The following is a 21157-nucleotide window of genomic DNA, read 5'->3' as shown; positions in this document are numbered from 1 at the left end:
TCACAGTAAAATGTGCAGTGAGACATTCTCGCTAAATGCGTAAATAAAAAAGGCTGCGCTGCAGCCTTTTTGTTCATTTTTTCAATGTCATGTGCTTCAAAAGCATATTCAGTTGTTTAAGCTGGCTACACTGTCCAAGGTAGTAGCTTTTGAGCTACGCGGTCGGCTTGGCCTAAACGAATGGCGGCACGATGGCGCATCCGATACAAGGCTTGATAGCACAAGGGCACTAAGTACAAACTAGTTAAAGTCGAGAACGACAAGCCACCAATAATGGCGATTGCCATGGGCGAATACGGTGGGCCGCCGCCTCCGATTTGGGTTTCACCCATCGCCAGTGGAACTAAGCCCAACACTGTGGTGCCCACTGTCATCAATACTGGGCGCAAACGCGTGATACACACATCTCGAATGGTGGCGGACAATTTGTCGAGATCCGGCGTCATCTGGTTAATTTGATCCACCAGAACGATGCCGTTATTCACCACAATTCCCATTAAAATCAATATGCCTATCATGGCCATCACAGAAATAGGCGTGCCCGTGATGAACAGCGCCCAGAATACACCTGTGATAGAAAATAGGATTGAAGTGATAATCGCCGTCGGTAATAACAGAGACTCAAACAGCGCCGCCATGACGATATAAATCATCGCGACAGCCAATAGCATATTGGTTGCCATCACATTCTGATCTTCATCTTGACGCTCAAATCCACCGCGTAATGAATAGTCGTAACCATTAGGGAAATGGATATTTTCCATCACTTGCTTGATCTTAGTTTGTGCTTCTTCCGTGGTGAGGTTTTCTAAGTTAGCGCCAATCGATAAAGAGGTTTGGCGATTAAAGTGCTTGATCGTATCGAAGCGAGGTTGGATTTCAATCTTCGCTAAGTTATCTAAGGTGTACACCCTTTGGTCGATGCGCACTATTGGTAACTGCTTGAGTTTTTCGAGCGACTTTTGCCACTCTTTCTCATAGGCCATTTCGATGCGCAGTTCGCCATTAGGATCGTGACGGAACGAGCGTAGCGGTGAACCGCGCAGTGCCATAGAGATACTCGAAGCGATTTCATTGAGTTTTAAATCTAACCGCGCCGCCATTTGCCTATCGATGCGGATAACCACTTCCTGTTGCGCACCGTTAAGCTCAGAGCGAACGTCTTGCATTCCTTTGATATTTTGCAGTAAAGGGATCACTTGTTCGCTTAAGTTAATCAGCTCAGAGGTTGAGCGACCTGTGAGCGTCACGCGCACACCAGAGTTGTCATTGCCCCAACCAAATTGCGGTTTGGCGATCGAATACTTAGGGAAGCCGCTGCGGATTTTCTTTTTCAATTCATCCAGTGGCATAGGTAAGTCTTTTTTCAGCAAGATCACCGATGAACCATCATCGGATGAGTAGTAGCTGTAGACAGAATCAATATGAAATTCCTCTTTATTTTTATAAAGATACTCTTCCATTTGATTGACCATTGCCTCAGTCACATTGAGATTATGCCGACCTTCCACTTGGTAGTTGATGTAAATCCGTTCCTTGCTCTGGCTGTCTTCTTGATCCTGTTTGACCATAGACAGCGGCAGGGCGGTAGACGCGAGAATGGCCACCGCAATAAAGCCTGAACGCCAAGGCCTCAGCAATACCCAGTTAAGCGTATTGTTGTAGAAGCGCTGTAACTTACCGGCATCCTTCTCGGGCGCGATGTCGAAGTGGAACTTAGTCAACATCAAAGGGATCAAGGTTTTAGCAACCAGTAGCGATGCCGCAAGCGAGATACAAATCGCGATGGCAACATGCTCTAGGAAAATTGTCAGCTCCACTTTCACGCCAAAAATATTGGGTAAAAATACGATGGCAGTGGTCATAGTGCCCGCCAATACGGCGAGGGACACTTTATCGACCCCAGTCATCACTGACTCTTCATTATCCTTGGGTGATTTGCCTTGTTTCTCCTGCAGCACGCTCTCGGTCACCACCACAGCGTTATCAATTAACATACCAATGGCGAGCAAGAGTCCCATCATAGAGAGGATATTTAAGCTGTAACCGAGTAAATACATGGCGGCGAGCGTCATACCGATGGAAATCGGCACAGACGACACGACCACTAAGGTCATTTTCAGATTACGCAGGAACAAGTACAGCACCACAAAGGACAGCAGGGCGCCGATTAAACCCGAAAACAGTAAGTCCATCAGGGATGATTTAACCCCAGAGGCTTGATCTTCCATGATAAACAGCCGAATACCTTGGAACTGTTGATCTTGCTTCGCCAGTTCGATGACTTTTAGTACGCGTTCAGACACTTCGACTAAGTTAGCACCTGATTCCTTAAACACATCTAAACCGACAGCATAGTGCTGATCTAAATGGCGACCTTCGATACGCTCTGGCAAGGCAAACTGCACATCTGCAATATCGCCTAAGGTCAATCCAGGGATCAGCACCAGTGCTTTGATATCTTCAAGGTTTCTAAACTCGCCCTTCGGCGACACTTGGTAAACGATGTTACTGGCCCTAAGCGTGCCAGCACTAATCACAAAGTTTTCTCTGCCGAGACGGGCTTGCAAGTCGGTGGCTGAAAATCCACTGGCGGCAAGACGGTCGGCATTGATGCGCACTTCAATCTGCTTTTGTTCAACGCCGTACAGGCTGACCTTAGAGACACCTTCGACACGTTCAAGCGGACGTTTGAGCTGTTTGTCGAGCAAATCGAATGCGCCTGACAGCTCGCGGTCGCTCGATATACGTATCGTGAGCACAGGCATGTCGGCGGTGGAGAATTGGCGGATAAAGACTCGCTCAACATCCTTTGGCAGTAAATGCCGCACCGCATCGATTTTTTCCCGCGCTTCTAGGCTCTTAGTGGCAACGTTTTCACCCCACTTCATGTTGATTTCGATTTCAGAACCTTCTTGGGAAGATTCTGATTCGAGCTCATCAATCCCACCCATAGTGGCGAGGGATTCCTCCAGCACTTTGGTGATATCGCGCTCTACTTCAGCGGGGGTTGAGCCCTTGTAGGGCACTTGCACCACAATCTGCGGAATATCGATACCGGGGAACATTTCCAGCGGTAACAAACGACTCGAGGCGAGACCAAACAGCAAGATAGCAAAGAAGAACATGCTGGTGGTCACGGGACGCTTAATGGCTAAACGGGTGAGGTTCATGGGCGAGCCTCCTCAACGTCATGCGCGATATTTGTTGCTGCAACGTCATACACTTTACGGTCGAACAGGGCGTAGAGCACTGGTAGCACAATTAAGGTCAGTAAAGTCGATAAACTCAGACCAAAGATCACTGTAATCGCCATAGGTGCACGCACCTCTGAACCATCGCCTAACCCCAGCGCCATCGGCAATAAGCCTAAGGTGGTGGTGAGCGTTGTCATCATAATGGGGCGTAGGCGCGATTTAGCGGCAGCGCGAATGGCATCGAGTTTTTCAACACCTTCGCTACGCAGTTGGTTGATGCGATCCACAAGCACAATCGCGTTGTTCACCACGATACCCGCCAACATGATAAGACCGATAAACACCACCACACTCAAATGGGTTTGGGTGATATACAGGCCCAGCACGCTGCCACCTAACGCCATGGGCACGGCGAAAAGGATAAGCAGGGGATGCAACAGTGATTCAAACTGACTTGCCATCACTAAATACACTAAGAAAATTGCTAGGATAAGGGCAATTTTGAGTGATTGGAATGAGTGCTCCATTTCCTCATTTTGACCACCAAATCGGGCTTGAACCGATGCCGGTAGCACCTGTTGCGACAGTATTTGCTGCGCCTGTGCCACCGCATCGCTTAAGTCACCGTAGGCGAGGTTAGCCGACACCAGTGCCACACGTTGCTGGCTGATACGGTTAATCGCCGAGGGGCCTAATTGTAATGACACTTCGGCAACCGCACTTAAAGCAATAGGTTGATTGCTGTTCGGGTTGATGATTAAGGCATCGATATCGCTGATTTGATCGCGCTCGGCGAGTTCACTGCGCACCAGAATATCAATCTTACGATCACGTACCGTGTATTGGCTGGCAATAGTACCGCCAACGCGCTGGGCAATGCGGTTCGCAACTGTTGGCGCATCCATTCCGAGCGCCGCTAACCTTGCATGATCGAAACGGATACTCAGCTCAGGTTGACCATCGCGCAGACTGGTATTTACGTCAGCAAAACGATCTGATGCGGATAATGCTTTGACTAGGCTATCGGCACTGCGCTTGAGCAAGTTCAAATCGTAACCCGTGAGCTCAATCTCCAGTGGCGTTTTGAAGCTGAATAACTCAGGTTGCTCGATTTTTGCTTCAAGTTCAGGAATGCGGCGCGCGGTATCACGCAGCACTTGAGTGATCGCGTTATAGGCACTGTGGTCTGTCAGTACCACTTGTAAACGGCCCCAGTTTTCACCACCGCGAGCGGTATCCGAGGTCATCAAACCACCGCTACCGGCTTGGCTATAGGCATGTTTGACTTCGGGTCTGTCCTTGATGGACAACGCGAGTTGTTGCAATACCTTGTCGGTTTCGCTCACCGCCGTACCTGGTGGCAGTAGGATCTCCACATAAAACTCGCCCTGATTCATCGGCGGAATAAGCTCCATACCTAGGCGAGGTAACAGGCTAATACATGCGCCCGTTATCGCAATGGTGAGCAGCAGTGTGGTCATTTGTTGACGCAGCGCCGAGGCTAGCAGCTTGTGATAAACCTTCTCGATACTGTGATAGACAAAGTTAAATCCTGAACTCAAAGGACGCATGATTAGACCTATAAGCCACGAGAAGAAGCGGCCTAAAATCAGCACTAAGGTCAACAATGCACTTGGTAAGTAGCTAAACATTAATAGAATAGGGAAGGAAAACACAGTCGCGCTATAGTGTTTAAACTTACCCATTTTAGTGGTGGGTTTATCCTTAGGTGTGGTTTTTATCAGTGCGGGTAAGGTTTTAAAGCCTTCGCGCGATGCCAGCATAGGGATAGAGGTTAAGGCGACTAATAGCGAGGCCAACAGGGCAAAGGTGACAGTTAGCGCTTGGTCAGAGAACAGAGCGCCGGCAATCCCATCGACAAATACTAAGGGCACAAACACCGCAAGGGTCGTCAGTGTGGAGGCGAAAATCGCGCCTGCTACTTCTTTAGTTCCAGTGACTGCTGCGTCTAACTTACTCATGCCTTCGCTGCGACAGCGGTCAATGTTCTCTAATACCACAATGGCGTTATCGACTAATAGACCAATGGCCAGCGCGATACCGCCTAATGACATGATGTTTAAGCTGATATCGGCAAAATACATCATGTTAAAGGTGGCGATGACCGAGAAGGGGATCGAGATGGAAATAATCAGCGTTGGGATGATGTTACGCAGGAACAGGTAAATCACCAGCATAGATAATAAACTGCCCATCAGCGCCGAAGAGGTGACTTCACTGACCGCACTTTCGATAAACTCGGATTGATCGTAAATCACTTCGAGTTTGTTTTGCTTAGGATCTTGATTGATTTTGACAAGTTCATCGCGCAGTTTTTGGGCGACGGCGACAGTGTTAGCATCACCTTCTTTATAAATCGCCAGTTCAATCGATTCTTGGCTACCGATGCGGGTGATATCGCTGCGCTCTTTATAGGCATCCGTAATCGTAGCGACTTCGAATAAACGTACTAAGGTTTGCTCGTCGCGATAGACGATCACTTGGCCAAGTTCATCCAATGAATTGAATTGGTTAAGTGTGCGCACTAAGTATTCGCGATCACCTTGGATCACTTTACCGGCAGAGAGGTTGATGTTTTCCTCATTAATACGACGTTTAATGTCGTCGGCATTGAGATTAAGTTGCGACAATTTTTCTTGATTGAGCTGAATGTGTACTTCTTGCTCTAAACCACCGGATAAACGCACGGCGGCGACGCCAGAAAGCGCTTCTAAGCGACGCTTAAGCTCTTCTTCTGCGTAGGTGCGCATTTGCTTAAGATCGGCTTCTGAGGCATTGGGCACAGACAACGCGAGACGCATGATTGGGTCAAGATTGGGGTTAAAGCGCAGTAATAATGGCTTTTTAACATCCAAAGGCAGGGCGATAGTGTCGAGTTTTTCGCGCACATCTAAACTCGCCATGTCCATTGTGGTGCCCCATTCAAACTCAAGCACTACATCTGACATGCCTGAGCGCGAAATAGAGCTGATTTTACGTAAGCCTTTGACCACGCCAACGGCTTCTTCAATCGGTTTAGAGACGAGCTGTTCAACTTCTACTGGCGCCGCACCGTCATACATAGTGCGAATAGTTAATGTGGGATAGCTTAAGTCTGGCAGTAACTTCACCGCTAAGCGGGAAAATCCCACCATACCGAATAAAATCACCGCTAGCATGAACATCCACACCGTGACTGGCCGTTTAACGGAAGTGCTGATAATTGACATGAAAGGCTCCTATCAGTTCTTAGCGGAAGCAAGATCGAGTGGGGTGATCACTTCGACTAAGGATTGGTCTTTCAAGTTTTGCTGGCCACGGGTCACGACTTGTTCACCTGGGTTAATGCCTGCAATCACTTCTACAGAGTCACCTTCACGGTAGCCAATTTCGACTTCACGGCGATTAGCATTAGTGCCATCGATAACATACAGAGCTTGCCTGTTATCTTGATTAATCAGGGCGCTATAGGGAACGGTAATCACGTTTTCATGGGTGTCATACTTAAGCTCAACACGGGTAAACATGCCTGCTTTTAGGCGCGCCTCTTGATTCGGTACGGCTAATGTCACTTTAAACGTGCCGCTTTGTGGGTCAACAATCGGGCTTATCCGCAGCACTTTGGCATGGATAGCATTTTTACTTTGTTGATTGCTGAACACTTGTGCCTCTTGGCCGAGTCTTAAGCTGGCAAGTTGTTGCTCTGGCAGATGGACTATACCGTGGAGTTCATCTTGATTGACTATGTAGAACAAGTCGCCAAATTCCTTCGCCATGTTGCCTGCTTTCACATAACGTTTAGCGACGACGCCGCTAATAGGGGACAGTACGCGGCTTTCTCTGACTTGTAGCTCGGCAAGATCTTTCTTGGCGATGGCGGCTTGCAAGTTATATTCAAGTTTTGCCATCGAATCTGCGCTGATAAATTCTTTGTTGCCCATTTTCTTCAGACGATTCAATTCCTGCTCAATGATTTTAACTTCGGCTTCCGAGCGGTCTAAATCGTATTGCTGTCTTTTGGCATCGATAACGGCGAGCACTTGACCCTTTTGTACGCGGTCACCTTCTTCAACGGCCAATGATTCAATGAGTCCTGAAATGCGGCTGACGACATTGGCTTCTTGAGGTGCTTCTAAGGTGGCTGTTGTGCTGTAGAAAGATGAAACGTTTCCTTGCATCACTGTGGTGGTTTCGACGGGAATGGCATATTTTTCTTCTTTTTTAGCCACTTCTTCCTTACCACAGGCTGCTAGCATTGAAATCATTAGCAGGGGTAGGGCGAATTTAGCAATGTTTGACTTTTCCATAAGTGTGTTACCTGTTGTCTTTATTGTGATGCCATTTGATAGCAGAAACCGTGCCAATATTAAATATAGCTTAATTTCATATGGTTAAGCCATATTTAAGTTAAGGCTAATGTGCGAATTCCACTAAATGTAGCTAAAAAGTTTAAAAAGTGATGAGAATAACTAAAGGCGGTTAACAGCGGTTACGCAAGTAGGCAATTGCAACAATGTATTTTGTCTAACAAGGGGAGTGTCAAAGGAGATTTTTTGATATGAAAAAAGCGCCCTTAGGCGCTTTTTAATGCGTAAGTCGTGGGACTTAGCGTTTGTCTTGTGCGACGAAATCACGCGCAGTTTCGCCAGTGTATAACTGACGTGGACGGCTGATTTTGTGGCCTGGTTGATCTAACATTTCTTTCCAGTGTGCAATCCAGCCTACAGTACGTGCCAGTGCGAACAGCACAGTGAACATACTGGTTGGAATACCAATGGCTTTCATGATGATGCCAGAGTAGAAGTCGACGTTTGGATACAGCTTCTTAGAAATGAAGTATTCGTCTTCAAGCGCAATGCGCTCAAGCTCCATTGCCACATCCAATAGTGGATCGTTAACTTTCAGTTCTTTCAGCACTTCGTGACAGGTTTCACGCATAACTTTGGCACGTGGGTCAAAGTTTTTGTAAACACGGTGTCCAAAGCCCATCAGACGGAATGGATCGTTCTTGTCTTTAGCACGTTCAATGAATTCAGGAATGCGGTCAACTGAACCGATTTCTTCTAACATTTGCAAACAGGCTTCGTTAGCGCCGCCGTGTGCAGGGCCCCAAAGAGACGCGATACCCGCTGCGATACACGCAAATGGGTTAGCACCTGAAGAACCAGCTAAACGTACGGTTGAAGTCGATGCGTTTTGTTCATGATCAGCATGTAAAATGAAGATCCTGTCCATTGCACGTTCAACGATAGGGTTAACGATGTATTCTTCACATGGCACAGCAAACATCATGCTTAAGAAGTTGCCCGCATAGCTTAAGTCATTACGTGGGTACACGAATGGCTGGCCTGAAGAATACTTGTAGCACATGGCTGCTATCGTAGGCATTTTTGAGACTAAGCGATAAGCGGCGATTTCGCGGTGACGTGGATCGTTAACATCCAGAGAGTCTTGGTAAAATGCAGATAATGCACCCGTCACACCACATAACATGGCCATAGGATGAGCATCACGACGGAAACCTCTAAAGAAGAAGGCTAGCTGCTCGTGAACCATAGTGTGGGTTTTAACTGTATGTACAAACTCAGTATATTGCGCTTTTGTCGGCAGTTCACCGTAAAGCAGCAGATAACACAGGTCTAGGTAATCGGAGTCAACGGCGAGTTGATCGATTGGATAGCCACGGTGTAACAATATACCCAGATCACCATCAATATAGGTAATTGCAGATTCACAGGAGGCAGTCGCAAGAAAACCTGGATCAAAAGTGAAGTAACCTTTGCTGCCAAGTTTACTGATGTCGATTACGTCAAAACCAGCGGTTCCCTGCTTTACTGGCAATTCTATCGAGTCGTTCCCTGGTAATTCTAATTTGGCTTTTAAATCAGCCATACCCCGTTCTCCTTACTTAGTTCTTATCTGTGAGTGCGGCATGTCAAACCGCCATTACTTTACAGCCATTCTAGATCACATTTCAATTTAAATAAGCGTTTTAATTTGTTAGACCATGGTATAAATGCCTTTACTTTCCCATGCGGAACTGGCACTTACAGTAAAAAATCGTCAAAAAAACATAATTTGCATTCTGTGATGTTTGTATTTGACATTTGCCGCGAGTATACTTGCCTCGCCCAATAAGGGCCGCAAACAACGATTATAAAGCACCCTTTGTTTACATGTTAAATGAGTGCGTGCTCAGATAGTTAACTGTTTGTTTAAACTTTGCTTTTGTGTTTACTTTTGCCGTGATTCACATCCCAGTTTAAAGTTTGTACAAAAGCGGTTCACATAACAAAAAAAATGCTCAATGGAGCTGAGTGAGCAGAACGTGAAAAAGCAAAGACCTGTCCATTTAGATCTGCAGACCATTCGCTTTCCTGCAACAGCGATTGTGTCAATTCTTCACCGTGTTTCCGGTGTCATCATGCTGTTCGCAGTTGGCATTCTCATTTGGTTGCTAAATTCATCTTTAGCATCAGCTGAAAGTTTCGCTGGCGTACAATCTCTATTCGATAACTTCGTTATGAAGTTCATCATGTGGGGCATTATGACTGCACTGGCGTATCACTTGTTCGGTGGCCTGCGCCACTTAGTAATGGATACCGGTCGTTGGGAAGAATTGTCATCGGGTGCCGCATCAGCGAAAGCTGTATTTGCCTTAACGGTAGCCTTTTCAATCATAGCGGGGATTTGGGTATGGTAACCAATGCAGCAAGTTTTGGACGCAGTGGTGTTCATGACTATATTCTACTACGCGCTAGTGCAGTGATCCTCGCCTGTTACACCATTTTCTTGGTTGGCTTTATTGCATGTAGTTCCCCTCTCACCTACGACGTCTGGCAAAGCCTTTTTAGCGCTCTGCCGATGAAAGTGTTTACACTTCTGGCGCTGGTAGCATTATTAGTACACGCTTGGATTGGTGTATGGCAAGTGCTGACAGATTACGTCAAGTGCACGTCGTTACGTGGTGTTTTACAGTTCACCTTTGTCGTTACCGTTTTTTGTTATTTAGCGGCCGGCATTGTTATTGTGTGGGGTGTCTAAGTGAGTATTCCAGTACGCGAATTTGATGCTGTAGTGATCGGTGCCGGTGGCGCTGGTATGCGTGCAGCGCTGCAGATTTCCAAAGAAGGTAAAAGCTGTGCGCTTTTATCAAAAGTATTCCCAACTCGTTCTCATACTGTATCTGCGCAGGGTGGTATCACTGTTGCGTTAGGTAACGCCCATGAAGATCATTGGGAACAGCATATGTACGATACCGTGAAAGGTTCCGATTTTATCGGTGACCAAGAAGCGATTGAATTCATGTGTAAAACCGGTCCTGAAGCCGTTATTGAACTTGAGCAAATGGGTTTGCCTTTCTCTCGTTTCGAAAATGGCACGATTTACCAACGTCCGTTTGGTGGTCAATCTAAGAACTTTGGTGGCGAGCAGGCTGCACGTACTGCGGCAGCTGCCGACCGTACTGGTCATGCTTTGCTGCACTGTTTATACCAACAAAACGTTAAGCATAAGACGCAAGTCTTCTCAGAATGGTATGCATTAGATCTCGTTAAAAACGATGATGGCGCCGTTGTGGGTTGTACTGCGATTGAAATTGAAACAGGCGATATCGTTTATTTCAAAGCCAAAGCAACGATTCTAGCGACGGGTGGAGCAGGGCGTATTTACGCTTCGACCACTAACGCACATATCAACACCGGTGACGGAGTCGGTATGGCAATGCGTGCTGGCGTGCAAATGCAAGACATGGAAATGTGGCAATTCCACCCAACTGGCATCGCCGGCGCGGGTGTACTTGTGACTGAAGGTTGTCGTGGTGAAGGCGGTTATCTGCTGAACAAAGACGGCGAGCGCTTCATGGAGCGTTATGCCCCTAACGCGAAAGATTTGGCATCACGCGACGTGGTAGCACGTTCAATGATGACTGAAATCCGCGAAGGTCGTGGTTTAGACGGTCCATTAGGTCCACACTGTTTACTCAAGCTTGATCACTTAGGTAAAGAAACATTAGAAGCACGTTTACCAGGCGTGTGTGAATTGTCTCGTACCTTTGCCCATATCGATCCGGCCGATGGTCCAATCCCAGTATTACCAACCTGTCACTACATGATGGGCGGTCTGCCAACTAAGGTCAGTGGTCAAGTTATTCGTAAGAATGAAGACGGCACTGAACAAGATGTTATCGGTCTGTTCGCTGTGGGTGAGATTGCCTGTGTATCTGTTCACGGTGCAAACCGCTTAGGTGGTAACTCATTGCTCGACTTAGTGGTCTTTGGCCGCGCAGCGGGTCAGCATTTAGGTAAAGCTTTGGATGAGACTGACGATCCAAAAGACGCAAGCGATGCGGATATTCAAGCATCTCTGGCCCGTCTGAATCGTTGGGAAAGCAATAAAGATGGCGAAGATCCAGCGCAAATCCGTAAGGATCTGCAGCTGTGTATGCAATTAAACTTCTCTGTATTCCGTCGTGGCGATGCTATGGCTGAAGGTTTAGAGCAGTTGAAAGTGATCCGCGAACGTCTTGCAAATGCTAAATTGTCTGATAACTCTCGTGAATTCAACACTCAACGTATTGAATGCTTAGAGTTAGATAACTTAATGGCAACGGCGATTGCAACGGCTTATGCGGCTAACTTCCGTACTGAAAGCCGCGGTGCTCACTCACGTGAAGATTATTTAGAGCGTGATGATGAGAACTGGTTATGCCACAGCTTATTTGACCCTGTGACTGAAACGATGGATCGTCGTGCAGTGAACATGGCACCTAAGTTACGTGAAGCATTCCCGCCGAAGAAACGTACCTACTAGGAGTTGCAAAGATGAAATTGACATTTGCAGTTTATCGCTACAATCCTGACGTAGATACTAAACCGTATATGCAGGATTACAGCTTAGAAGTGGCTGAAGGCTCTGACATGATGGTGCTCGATGCACTGATCAAGTTGAAAGAGCAAGATCCGACTCTGTCATTCCGTCGCTCATGCCGTGAAGGTGTGTGTGGTTCTGACGGCGTGAACATGAATGGTAAAAATGGTCTGGCGTGTATTACCCCAATTTCAACCTTTAAAGGCAAGAAATTAGAAATACGTCCATTACCAGGTATGCCAGTTGTTCGTGACTTAGTCGTTGATTTAACTCAGTTCTATAAGCAGTATGAGAAGATCAAGCCTTACCTCATCAATGATGAGAAACAACCTGCTCGTGAACACTTACAATCACCTGAAGAGCGTGCTCATTTAGATGGTCTGTACGAATGTATCATGTGTGCCTGTTGTTCTACGGCTTGCCCATCATTCTGGTGGAATCCTGATAAGTTTATCGGTCCAAGCGGTCTGCTTCACGCATATCGTTTCTTGATCGACAGTCGCGATACAGCAACAGAAGAACGTTTATCTGAGCTGGACGACGCCTATAGCGTGTTCCGTTGCCACGGCATCATGAACTGCGTTGACGTTTGTCCAAAAGGTCTTAATCCGACTAAAGCAATTGGTCATATTAAGTCCATGCTGTTGAAGCGAGCAGTGTAATGCGAGAACCCGAGCTGAAACCAATAATAATATAGCTCTTGAAGAGTCACTTTCTGGTAGCAGAAGGTGACTCTTTTGCGTATGTAATGGAAGACAACGCGCCGTATATCTGGACATCTAGGGGCGGCAGAAATTATGCGTCGAAGGTAATCTCTACAGACTGCATATTTAATACTATGGCTAAGCACGTGTATAAAGTTTGAAAGGAATAGAAATGCACCAAGGCATCATGAAAGCCTGGCTCGAATCATCTCACTTAAGTGGTGCAAATTCGACCTACGTAGAAGAGATGTATGAAGCCTATCAAGAAGACCCACAGTCAGTCGCTGATGATTGGCGTGCGGTATTTGATAATCTCCCTCCTGTGAACGGTGCCTCTGTTGATGCGCCTGAAGCTGCTCACTCAAAAGTACGTGATTATTTTCGCAGTTTAGCGTTAGAAGGACGCCATAAGAGCTCTGCTCGTGTGACGGATCCTGAAATGGATGCTAAGCAAGTTAAAGTCCTGCAGTTAATTAACGCCCATCGTTTCCGTGGTCACCAAGGTGCTAACCTTGACCCGCTTGAACTGTGGAAACGCGAACCCGTTGCTGATTTAGATCCTGCCTTTCACGGCCTGACTAAAGAAGACATGGATCGTGAGTTTAATACAGGTTCTTTTGCTCATGGTGGCGAAACCATGAAGCTCGCGGATTTGGTAAAAGCGCTGAAAGCCACCTACTGTGGTTCTATCGGTGCTGAATATATGCACATTACCGATACCGATGAGAAACGCTGGATCCAACAACGTCTCGAACCTTCCTTAGGTAAAGCTAACTACGATAAAAGTGTTAAGACACGCATTCTTGAAGGCTTAAACGCCGCAGAAGGCATTGAAAAATACTTAGGTGCTAAATTCCCTGGTGCGAAACGTTTCTCGTTAGAAGGCGGTGATGCGTTAGTGCCTATGATGCGCGAAATTATTTATCGTGCAGGTGAAGCGGGTACTAAAGAAATCGTTGTCGGTATGGCTCACCGTGGTCGTCTGAACGTGTTAGTGAACGTATTAGGTAAGCGTCCTGCTGAACTGTTTGACGAGTTCGCGGGTAAGCATGCTGATACCCACGGTTCGGGTGACGTTAAGTACCACCAAGGTTTCTCCTCTGATTTCGAAACGCCGGGCGGCAATGTGCATTTAGCACTGGCCTTTAACCCATCGCACCTTGAAATCGTTAACCCTGTGGTGATTGGTTCTGTACGTGCCCGTCAAGACCGTCGCGGTTGTAAGGATGGCTTACAAGTCATGCCTATTACTATTCACGGTGACTCTGCCATTGCGGGTCAAGGGATAGTACAAGAGACATTCAACATGTCTCAAACTCGCGGTTTTACCGTCGGCGGCAGCATTCGCATCGTAGTGAACAACCAAGTGGGTTTCACGACGTCTAACCATGCGGATACTCGTTCGACTGAATACTGTACTGACATCGCTAAGATGGTTCAGGCACCGATTTTCCACGTTAACTCTGATGATCCAGAAGCCGTTGCTTTTGTGTCGCAGTTAGCTGTTGATTATCGTAACGAGTTCAAACGTGATGTGGTGGTTGAATTAGTGTGTTATCGCCGTCATGGCCATAACGAAGCCGATGAGCCAAGTGCAACTCAGCCGCTGATGTATGCCAAGATCAAGAAACACCCAACGCCACGTAAGATTTATGCAGATAAGCTAATCGCTGAAAACGTGATGGCTGCTGATGATGTGACTGGTCTTATCAATAATTACCGTGATGCATTAGATCAAGGTGATTGTGTGGTGAAAGAATGGCGCCCAATGACGCTGCATTCTGTTGACTGGACACCGTATATCGGTCGTGAGTGGGACGAAGCGTATCAAGCCTCTATGTCGGCTGAGCGTTTACAAAGTCTTGCTGACAAAATGAGTTATGTGCCTGAAAGCCATCCATTGCAATCACGCGTTGCTAAGATTTATAGCGACCGTTTAGCAATGGCGAAAGGCGAGAAGCCACTCGATTGGGGCTTTGCAGAAACCTTGGCTTATGCCTCGATTCTGGAAGACAACAAGCGTGTACGTATCACAGGTCAAGATTCTGGCCGTGGCACTTTCTTCCATCGTCATGCGGTATTGCACAATCAAAACGATGGCACGACTTACATGCCACTGCGCAACATCGCCGATGAGCAAGGCCCAGTTGATATTACTGACTCAGTATTATCTGAAGCCTCAGTGCTGGCCTTTGAGTATGGTTATGCGACAGCAGAACCCGGCGGCCTGACCATTTGGGAAGCGCAGTTTGGTGACTTTGCTAACTGTGCCCAAGTGGTTATCGACCAGTTCTTGTCATCGGGTGAGCAGAAGTGGGGCCGTTTATGTGGTCTGACTATGCTGTTACCCCATGGCTATGAAGGTCAAGGCCCTGAGCATTCAAGCGCCCGTTTAGAGCGTTTCTTGCAAATGTGTGCTAACCACAACATGCAAGTGTGTGTGCCATCTACGCCGGCACAGGTTTACCATATGTTGCGCCGTCAAGTGGTGCGTCCTATGCGTCGACCACTCATCGTTATGTCGCCTAAATCATTGCTACGTCATCCATTAGCGGTTTCAAGCTTGGACGATTTAGCCAGTGGTAGTTTCCAAAACGTGATCGGTGAAATCGATACGTTGGAAGCGAGCAAGGTTGACCGCGTTGTCTTCTGTAGTGGCAAAGTGTACTTCGAGCTACTGGAAAAACGTCGTAGAGAAAATATCACTAACGTAGCGTTAATCCGTGTCGAACAGTTATATCCGTTCCCACATGATGAAATGATCGTTGCTTTGGCTGATTACCAACATGTTAAAGATTTTGTTTGGTGTCAGGAAGAGCCACAGAACCAAGGTGCTTGGTACTCTAGTCAACACCATTTCTGGGCCGCGGTTCCTGCAGGTGCACAGTTAACTTATGCCGGTCGTGAAGCGTCAGCTGCGCCAGCATGTGGTTACCCTGAGTTGCACGCACATCAGCAAGAATCTTTAGTGAACAGTGCCCTGAAACTTACAATCACACTGTAGTAATAGACATTTTATAAAAGGATAGTTTTTCATGAGTATCGAAATCAAGGTACCCGTACTACCAGAATCTGTTGCCGATGCCACGATTGCCACTTGGCATGTGAAAGTGGGCGAGCAAGTTTCTCGTGATCAAAACCTGGTTGATATTGAAACCGATAAAGTGGTTCTTGAAGTGGTTGCGCCAGAAGATGGCCACATTGGCGAGTTTTTGTTTGAAGAAGGCGCCACTGTTCTGGGTGAACAAGTGATCGCTAAATTCATCGCCGGTGCTGTATCGGGCAAAGAAGTCACTAAAGCGCAAGCTGAAGCGGCTACGCCTGCAGCTGAAACCAGCGATGAAAGCAGTGATGCGTTAAGCCCATCTGTACGCCGTTTACTGGCTGAGCACAATGTTGATGCCAGCAAAGTAAAAGGCACAGGTGTGGGTGGTCGTATTACTAAAGAAGATGTTGAAGCTTTCGTTAAGTCTGCGCCTAAAGCAGCGGCGCCAGCAGCACCTGCTGTGGCTCCATTAGCGGCTGGCCGTAGCGAGAAGCGCGTGCCAATGACACGTCTGCGTAAGACAATCGCTAACCGCTTGTTAGAAGCGAAAAACTCTACCGCTATGCTCACCACGTTTAACGAAGTGAACATGAAGCCAATCATGGATATCCGTAAGCAATACCAAGATATCTTTGAAAAGCGCCACGGTATCCGTTTAGGCTTTATGTCTTTCTACATCAAAGCTGTGACTGAAGCGCTGAAACGTTTCCCAGAAGTCAACGCGTCTATTGATGGCGATGATATCGTTTATCACAACTACTTCGACATCAGCATCGCAGTATCAACGCCACGTGGTCTGGTAACACCAGTGTTACGTGACACTGATACCATGAACTTAGCTGAAATCGAAAAAGCTGTCCGTGACTTAGCCCTTAAAGGCCGTGACGGTAAGCTGACTGTGGCTGATATGACTGGCGGTAACTTCACTGTGACTAACGGTGGCGTTTTCGGTTCACTGATGTCTACACCGATTCTTAACCTGCCACAAAGCGCGATTTTAGGCATGCATGCCATTAAAGATCGCCCTATGGCAGTCAATGGTCAGGTTGAAATCCTGCCCATGATGTACCTGGCACTCTCATATGACCATCGTATTGTTGATGGCCGTGAGTCTGTTGGTTTCTTGGTGGCGATTAAAGACTTCCTAGAAGACCCAACTCGTCTGCTGCTTGATCTATAAGCCAACTCGCTAAGAGTTTGCGCTTAAAGAAATAGCCAGACATACCCTCGTGACTGGCCCAAACGGGCCAGTTGGATTTGATTAGAAGTATACGGATAGATCATCATGAATTTGCATGAGTATCAGGCAAAATCCTTATTTGCCGAATATGGTTTACCAGTGTCAGAAGGTTTTGCATGTGATACAGCCCAAGAAGCTGTAGAAGCGGCAGGCCATATTGGCGGAAATTTATGGGTTGTTAAGTGTCAAGTACACGCAGGCGGCCGCGGTAAAGCGGGTGGCGTTAAAGTCACTGGCGATAAAGAAGAAATCAGAGCCTTTGCCGAACACTGGTTAGGCAAAAATCTGGTGACTTATCAAACTGATGAGAAAGGTCAGCCAGTTGCTAAAATTTTAGTAGAAAGCTGCACCGACATCGCTAACGAACTGTACCTAGGTGCCGTTGTTGACCGCGCGACTCGTCGCGTCGTGTTCATGGCGTCGACTGAAGGTGGTGTTGAAATTGAGAAAGTGGCAGAAGAAACGCCAGAACTCATCCACACTGCAATCATAGATCCTTTGACTGGTCCACAAGGTTATCAAGCACGTGATCTTGGCTTCAAGTTAGGTTTAAACCCAACTCAAATGAAGCAGTTCACTAAGATTTTCATGGGTCTGGCGACTATGTTCGTTGATCATGATTTCGCATTGCTTGAAATTAACCCACTGGTTATTACCACTGAAGGCAACCTACACTGCCTAGACGGTAAAATCGGTATCGACGGTAATGCACTTTACCGTCAACCAAAAATCAAAGGCATGCACGATCCATCACAGGATGATGCCCGCGAAGCTCACGCTGCTAAGTTCGAACTGAACTACGTAGCATTAGACGGTAACGTTGGCTGTATGGTGAACGGTGCTGGTCTGGCTATGGGTACTATGGATATCGTTAACTTGCACGGTGGCAAGCCAGCGAACTTCCTAGACGTAGGCGGCGGCGCGACTAAAGAACGTGTAGCAGAAGCTTTCAAAATCATTCTGTCTGACAGCAATGTGAAAGCGGTTCTGGTTAACATTTTCGGCGGTATCGTACGTTGTGACATGATCGCAGAAGGTATCATCGGCGCGGTTAAAGAAGTGGGCGTTAAAGTACCAGTTGTGGTTCGTTTAGAAGGTACTAACGCTGAACTTGGCCGTGAAGTATTAGCTAAATCAGGTCTTGATATCATTGCAGCTACCAGTCTGACTGACGCGGCTGAGCAAGTTGTTAAAGCTGCGGAGGGCAAATAATGTCTGTCTTAATCAATAAAGATACCAAGGTAATTTGCCAAGGTTTCACTGGCGGTCAAGGTACATTCCACTCACAACAAGCTATCGATTACGGTACGCAAATGGTGGGCGGTGTGTCTCCTGGTAAAGGCGGTCAAACTCACTTAGGTCTGCCAGTGTTTAACACTGTGAAAGACGCCGTTGCTGCGACTGGCGCGACTGCTTCTGTGATCTATGTACCGGCTCCTTTCTGTAAAGATGCCATTCTTGAAGCTATCGACGGTGGCATTGAGCTTATCGTTTGTATCACTGAAGGCATTCCTACACTGGACATGCTGCAAGTTAAAGTGAAGCTTGAAGAAACTGGCGTTCGCATGATCGGCCCTAACTGCCCAGGTGTTATCACCCCAGGTGAATGTAAGATCGGCATCATGCCAGGTCACATCCACTTAAAAGGCAAAGTGGGTATCGTTTCTCGTTCAGGTACTCTGACCTATGAAGCGGTTAAGCAAACTACTGATGAAGGTTTCGGCCAATCTACTTGCGTAGGTATCGGTGGTGACCCAATTCCAGGAACTAACTTCATCGACGTATTGGAAATGTTCCAAAACGATCCACAGACTGAAGCGATCGTGATGATCGGTGAAATCGGTGGTAACGCTGAAGAAGATGCGGCTGCTTACATCAAAGCACACGTAACTAAGCCTGTTGTGTCTTACATTGCTGGTGTAACTGCACCTGCTGGTAAGCGTATGGGCCACGCTGGCGCGATTATCGCTGGCGGTAAAGGTACTGCAGAAGACAAATTTGCTGCATTAGAAGCAGCTGGCGTGACGACTGTCCGCTCGCTAGCTGATATCGGCAAAGCGCTGCGTATTCGTACAGGTTGGTAAGCTAACCTCACGATGATAAAAGGCGCCTAAGGCGCCTTTTTTATTGGCTGTAAAATACTAATCGGATTGTGATAGGTATAAGCTGCGAAACACAGTAAATGATAGGAATGGGATTGAGCTAACACCATGAAGACTAGATATTTTTTCTTCTACGGGTTAGATTGATGCTTCTCTGCTCGGCAGTCGCCTGTACCATGGGCGAGCATAGCGTGAGTAGAGCCATTAACCATGAGCCAAGTGCTTATGGCTTCAGTGCTGTTTCTGCAAAATATCTTGAATTCAAATTTATATCACACGGTTGCAGCCTTTCGCTGCGAGCGTATTTGTATTATGGGGCTTACCGCATTGGGGGAGGGTAAGCCACTGAGTCGATGTTCGCCACAGTAATGGCTTGAACATCACGTTTCTTTACGAGGAAAAGACTGTGAAAACACCTAAAATCATTATTTCGGAAATCGACTTAGAAAGACTAGAGCGATTATTAGAGTCACTGCCGGCAAATGCGTTTCCGGGCAAAGCGGCATTGGAGGCTGAATTAGACAGAGCCGATATCGTACCTGCGTCGCAGATGCCAGCGAATGTGGTGACCATGAATTCGGAAGTGAAATTTAGCGTTTCATCCAGTAATGAGACCTTCTGTTTACGGTTAGTGTATCCAAAAGACGTAAACGGCGCGGGCACGATTTCAATTTTGGCGCCAGTGGGGAGCGCATTATTAGGGCTGTCCCAAGGCGATGAGATTGAATGGCCAGGCCCTGGTGGTTCCATGGTAAAAGTGCGTATTGAAGAAATCCTGTATCAGCCTGAGCGCAGCGGTGACTTCCACCGTTAAGATTTATATATTGGACATACACTGGCGTAGTGTCGTTGACCTTACGCCAATGATGACCATGCTAACGATTGGCTGATGCATCAAGCGATCCATTTTTGAAGGAGTAAAGATGATAACCCAAACTGAACGGTTAATTATTCGGCCATTTACCGAGCAAGATTGTGAAGCCCTGTATTTGATGAACAGTAATCCGGCGATGCTGAAATACATTCCCTCTGCCGCTTTTACGTCTCGAGAGCAGGCGGTTGAGTTATTTCACCAGGTGATCCAAGGCGATTATCAGCAACATGGTTTTGGCCGTTGGGCGGTAGAACACAAAGCCGACAAGCGTGTGATCGGATTTTGTGGTCCTAAATTCATTCCAGAATTTAATGAAGTCGAGTTAGGTTATCGTTATTTCCCAGAGTATTGGGGCACAGGGATTGGCACTGAGGCAGCATCTGCTGCATTAGCCGAATTTAAGCGCTTTGGGATTGAGCAGACGATTGCACTTATCTTAGAAGGGAATCTAGGCTCCGAAGGCGTGGCTAAGCGCGTAGGCATGCACTGGCGTGAGCAAAATGAGTTTATGGGACATAAAGTGAATATCTACGCCAAGGTGTTATAGCGGTTTGCCTGTTCACATCACCCAATAAAAAACCAGCCTCAGGCTGGTTTTTTGTGTCACGCTGATGAAAGCTGAAGTCGACTAAGCGTCGTTATGCTCACAGGTATCATTGGTGCAAGTGCCATACAAATATAGGCTGTGATTAGTCAGCTTAATGTTGTGTTTCATGGCAATTTCATCTTGACGACGTTCAATCATATCGTCAGAAAATTCAATTACTTTGCCACATGATAGGCAAACTAAGTGATCATGATGATGCTGAGTCGAGAGTTCGAAAACGGCTTTACCGCTTTCAAAATGGTGACGACTGACGATACCTGCATCATCAAATTGGTTTAACACACGGTAGACGGTGGCTAGACCAATTTCTTCACCCAAATCGAGCAGCTTCTTGTACAAATCTTCTGCGCTGATATGTTGGTTTTCAGGCCCTTGCATCAGTTCTAGGATCTTGACTCGTGGCAGGGTAATTTTCAAACCCGCTTTTTTTAGCGCTTGATTTCCATCTGTCATTGCTAATCTCTTGATTGCAGAACCAATAGGTTCATCCGTGGATAGTGTTTGCCATTATAGGGGCTC

General features: G+C 47.0%; 15 protein-coding genes. 10 read left to right on the top strand and 5 right to left on the bottom strand.

Annotated features, from left to right (window positions below):
- Positions 1–125: 125 nt before the first annotated feature.
- From BM607_RS07220 to BM607_RS07205, 4 genes are all read right to left on the bottom strand, one after another.
- The gene (locus tag BM607_RS07220) at positions 126–3173 is read right to left on the bottom strand and encodes an efflux RND transporter permease subunit (protein WP_011847027.1); all 3048 of its coding nucleotides are present in this window, start codon (positions 3171–3173) and stop codon (positions 126–128) included.
- Positions 3170–6427, bottom strand: a complete 3258-nt coding sequence (locus tag BM607_RS07215) for an efflux RND transporter permease subunit (RefSeq protein WP_071939347.1) — start codon at positions 6425–6427, stop codon at positions 3170–3172. Before BM607_RS07215 ends, BM607_RS07220 begins: the two co-directional genes overlap by 4 nt.
- Before the next feature lie 12 nt (positions 6428–6439).
- Positions 6440–7504, bottom strand: coding sequence for an efflux RND transporter periplasmic adaptor subunit (locus BM607_RS07210; RefSeq protein WP_006081984.1), 1065 nt, complete (start codon positions 7502–7504; stop codon positions 6440–6442).
- Positions 7505–7802: 298 nt separating this feature from the next.
- Positions 7803–9089, bottom strand: a complete 1287-nt coding sequence (locus BM607_RS07205) for a citrate synthase (protein WP_071939348.1) — start codon at positions 9087–9089, stop codon at positions 7803–7805.
- A gap of 415 nt (positions 9090–9504) precedes the next feature.
- Between BM607_RS07205 and sdhC the strand changes: the two genes are divergently transcribed.
- The 10 genes from sdhC (at position 9505) to BM607_RS07155 (ending at position 20578) form a co-directional block, all read left to right on the top strand.
- Entirely contained in the window at positions 9505–9900 is a 396-nt protein-coding gene (gene sdhC / locus BM607_RS07200; protein WP_006081982.1) for a succinate dehydrogenase cytochrome b556 subunit, read from the top strand.
- Positions 9894–10241, top strand: a complete 348-nt coding sequence (gene sdhD / locus BM607_RS07195) for a succinate dehydrogenase, hydrophobic membrane anchor protein (protein WP_071939349.1) — start codon at positions 9894–9896, stop codon at positions 10239–10241. Before sdhC ends, sdhD begins: the two co-directional genes overlap by 7 nt.
- Positions 10242–12008: a succinate dehydrogenase flavoprotein subunit gene (sdhA, locus tag BM607_RS07190; protein ID WP_063884037.1), complete on the top strand. Its 1767-nt coding sequence runs from the start codon at positions 10242–10244 to the stop codon at positions 12006–12008. It abuts the gene before it with no gap.
- A gap of 11 nt (positions 12009–12019) precedes the next feature.
- Positions 12020–12727 (top strand): succinate dehydrogenase iron-sulfur subunit, encoded by a 708-nt coding sequence (locus BM607_RS07185; protein WP_028759701.1) that lies wholly within the window; start codon positions 12020–12022, stop codon positions 12725–12727.
- A gap of 214 nt (positions 12728–12941) precedes the next feature.
- Positions 12942–15773, top strand: coding sequence for a 2-oxoglutarate dehydrogenase E1 component (locus BM607_RS07180; protein WP_006081978.1), 2832 nt, complete (start codon positions 12942–12944; stop codon positions 15771–15773).
- Between the two features lie 31 nt (positions 15774–15804).
- Positions 15805–16995, top strand: coding sequence for a 2-oxoglutarate dehydrogenase complex dihydrolipoyllysine-residue succinyltransferase (odhB, locus tag BM607_RS07175; protein WP_006081977.1), 1191 nt, complete (start codon positions 15805–15807; stop codon positions 16993–16995).
- Positions 16996–17100: 105 nt separating this feature from the next.
- On the top strand, positions 17101–18267 hold the full coding sequence (gene sucC, locus BM607_RS07170; protein ID WP_006081976.1) for an ADP-forming succinate--CoA ligase subunit beta: 1167 nt from the start codon (positions 17101–17103) through the stop codon (positions 18265–18267).
- Complete coding sequence (sucD, locus tag BM607_RS07165; RefSeq protein WP_006081975.1) at positions 18267–19139, top strand: succinate--CoA ligase subunit alpha; 873 nt, start codon at positions 18267–18269, stop codon at positions 19137–19139. Before sucC ends, sucD begins: the two co-directional genes overlap by 1 nt.
- A 424-nt stretch (positions 19140–19563) precedes the next feature.
- The gene (rnk, locus tag BM607_RS07160) at positions 19564–19971 is read left to right on the top strand and encodes a nucleoside diphosphate kinase regulator (protein ID WP_006081974.1); all 408 of its coding nucleotides are present in this window, start codon (positions 19564–19566) and stop codon (positions 19969–19971) included.
- Positions 19972–20080: 109 nt separating this feature from the next.
- Positions 20081–20578: a GNAT family N-acetyltransferase gene (locus BM607_RS07155; protein WP_006081973.1), complete on the top strand. Its 498-nt coding sequence runs from the start codon at positions 20081–20083 to the stop codon at positions 20576–20578.
- An 81-nt stretch (positions 20579–20659) separates the two neighbouring features.
- Here BM607_RS07155 and fur read toward each other — a convergent pair whose 3' ends face one another.
- Positions 20660–21091 (bottom strand): ferric iron uptake transcriptional regulator, encoded by a 432-nt coding sequence (gene fur / locus BM607_RS07150; RefSeq protein WP_006081972.1) that lies wholly within the window; start codon positions 21089–21091, stop codon positions 20660–20662.
- Positions 21092–21157 lie beyond the last annotated feature (66 nt).

This window comes from Shewanella sp. SACH, assembly GCF_001887095.2.
Taxonomy (GTDB): Bacteria; Pseudomonadota; Gammaproteobacteria; order Enterobacterales; family Shewanellaceae; genus Shewanella; species Shewanella baltica.
This window is presented reverse-complemented; position numbering and strand designations above follow the sequence as displayed.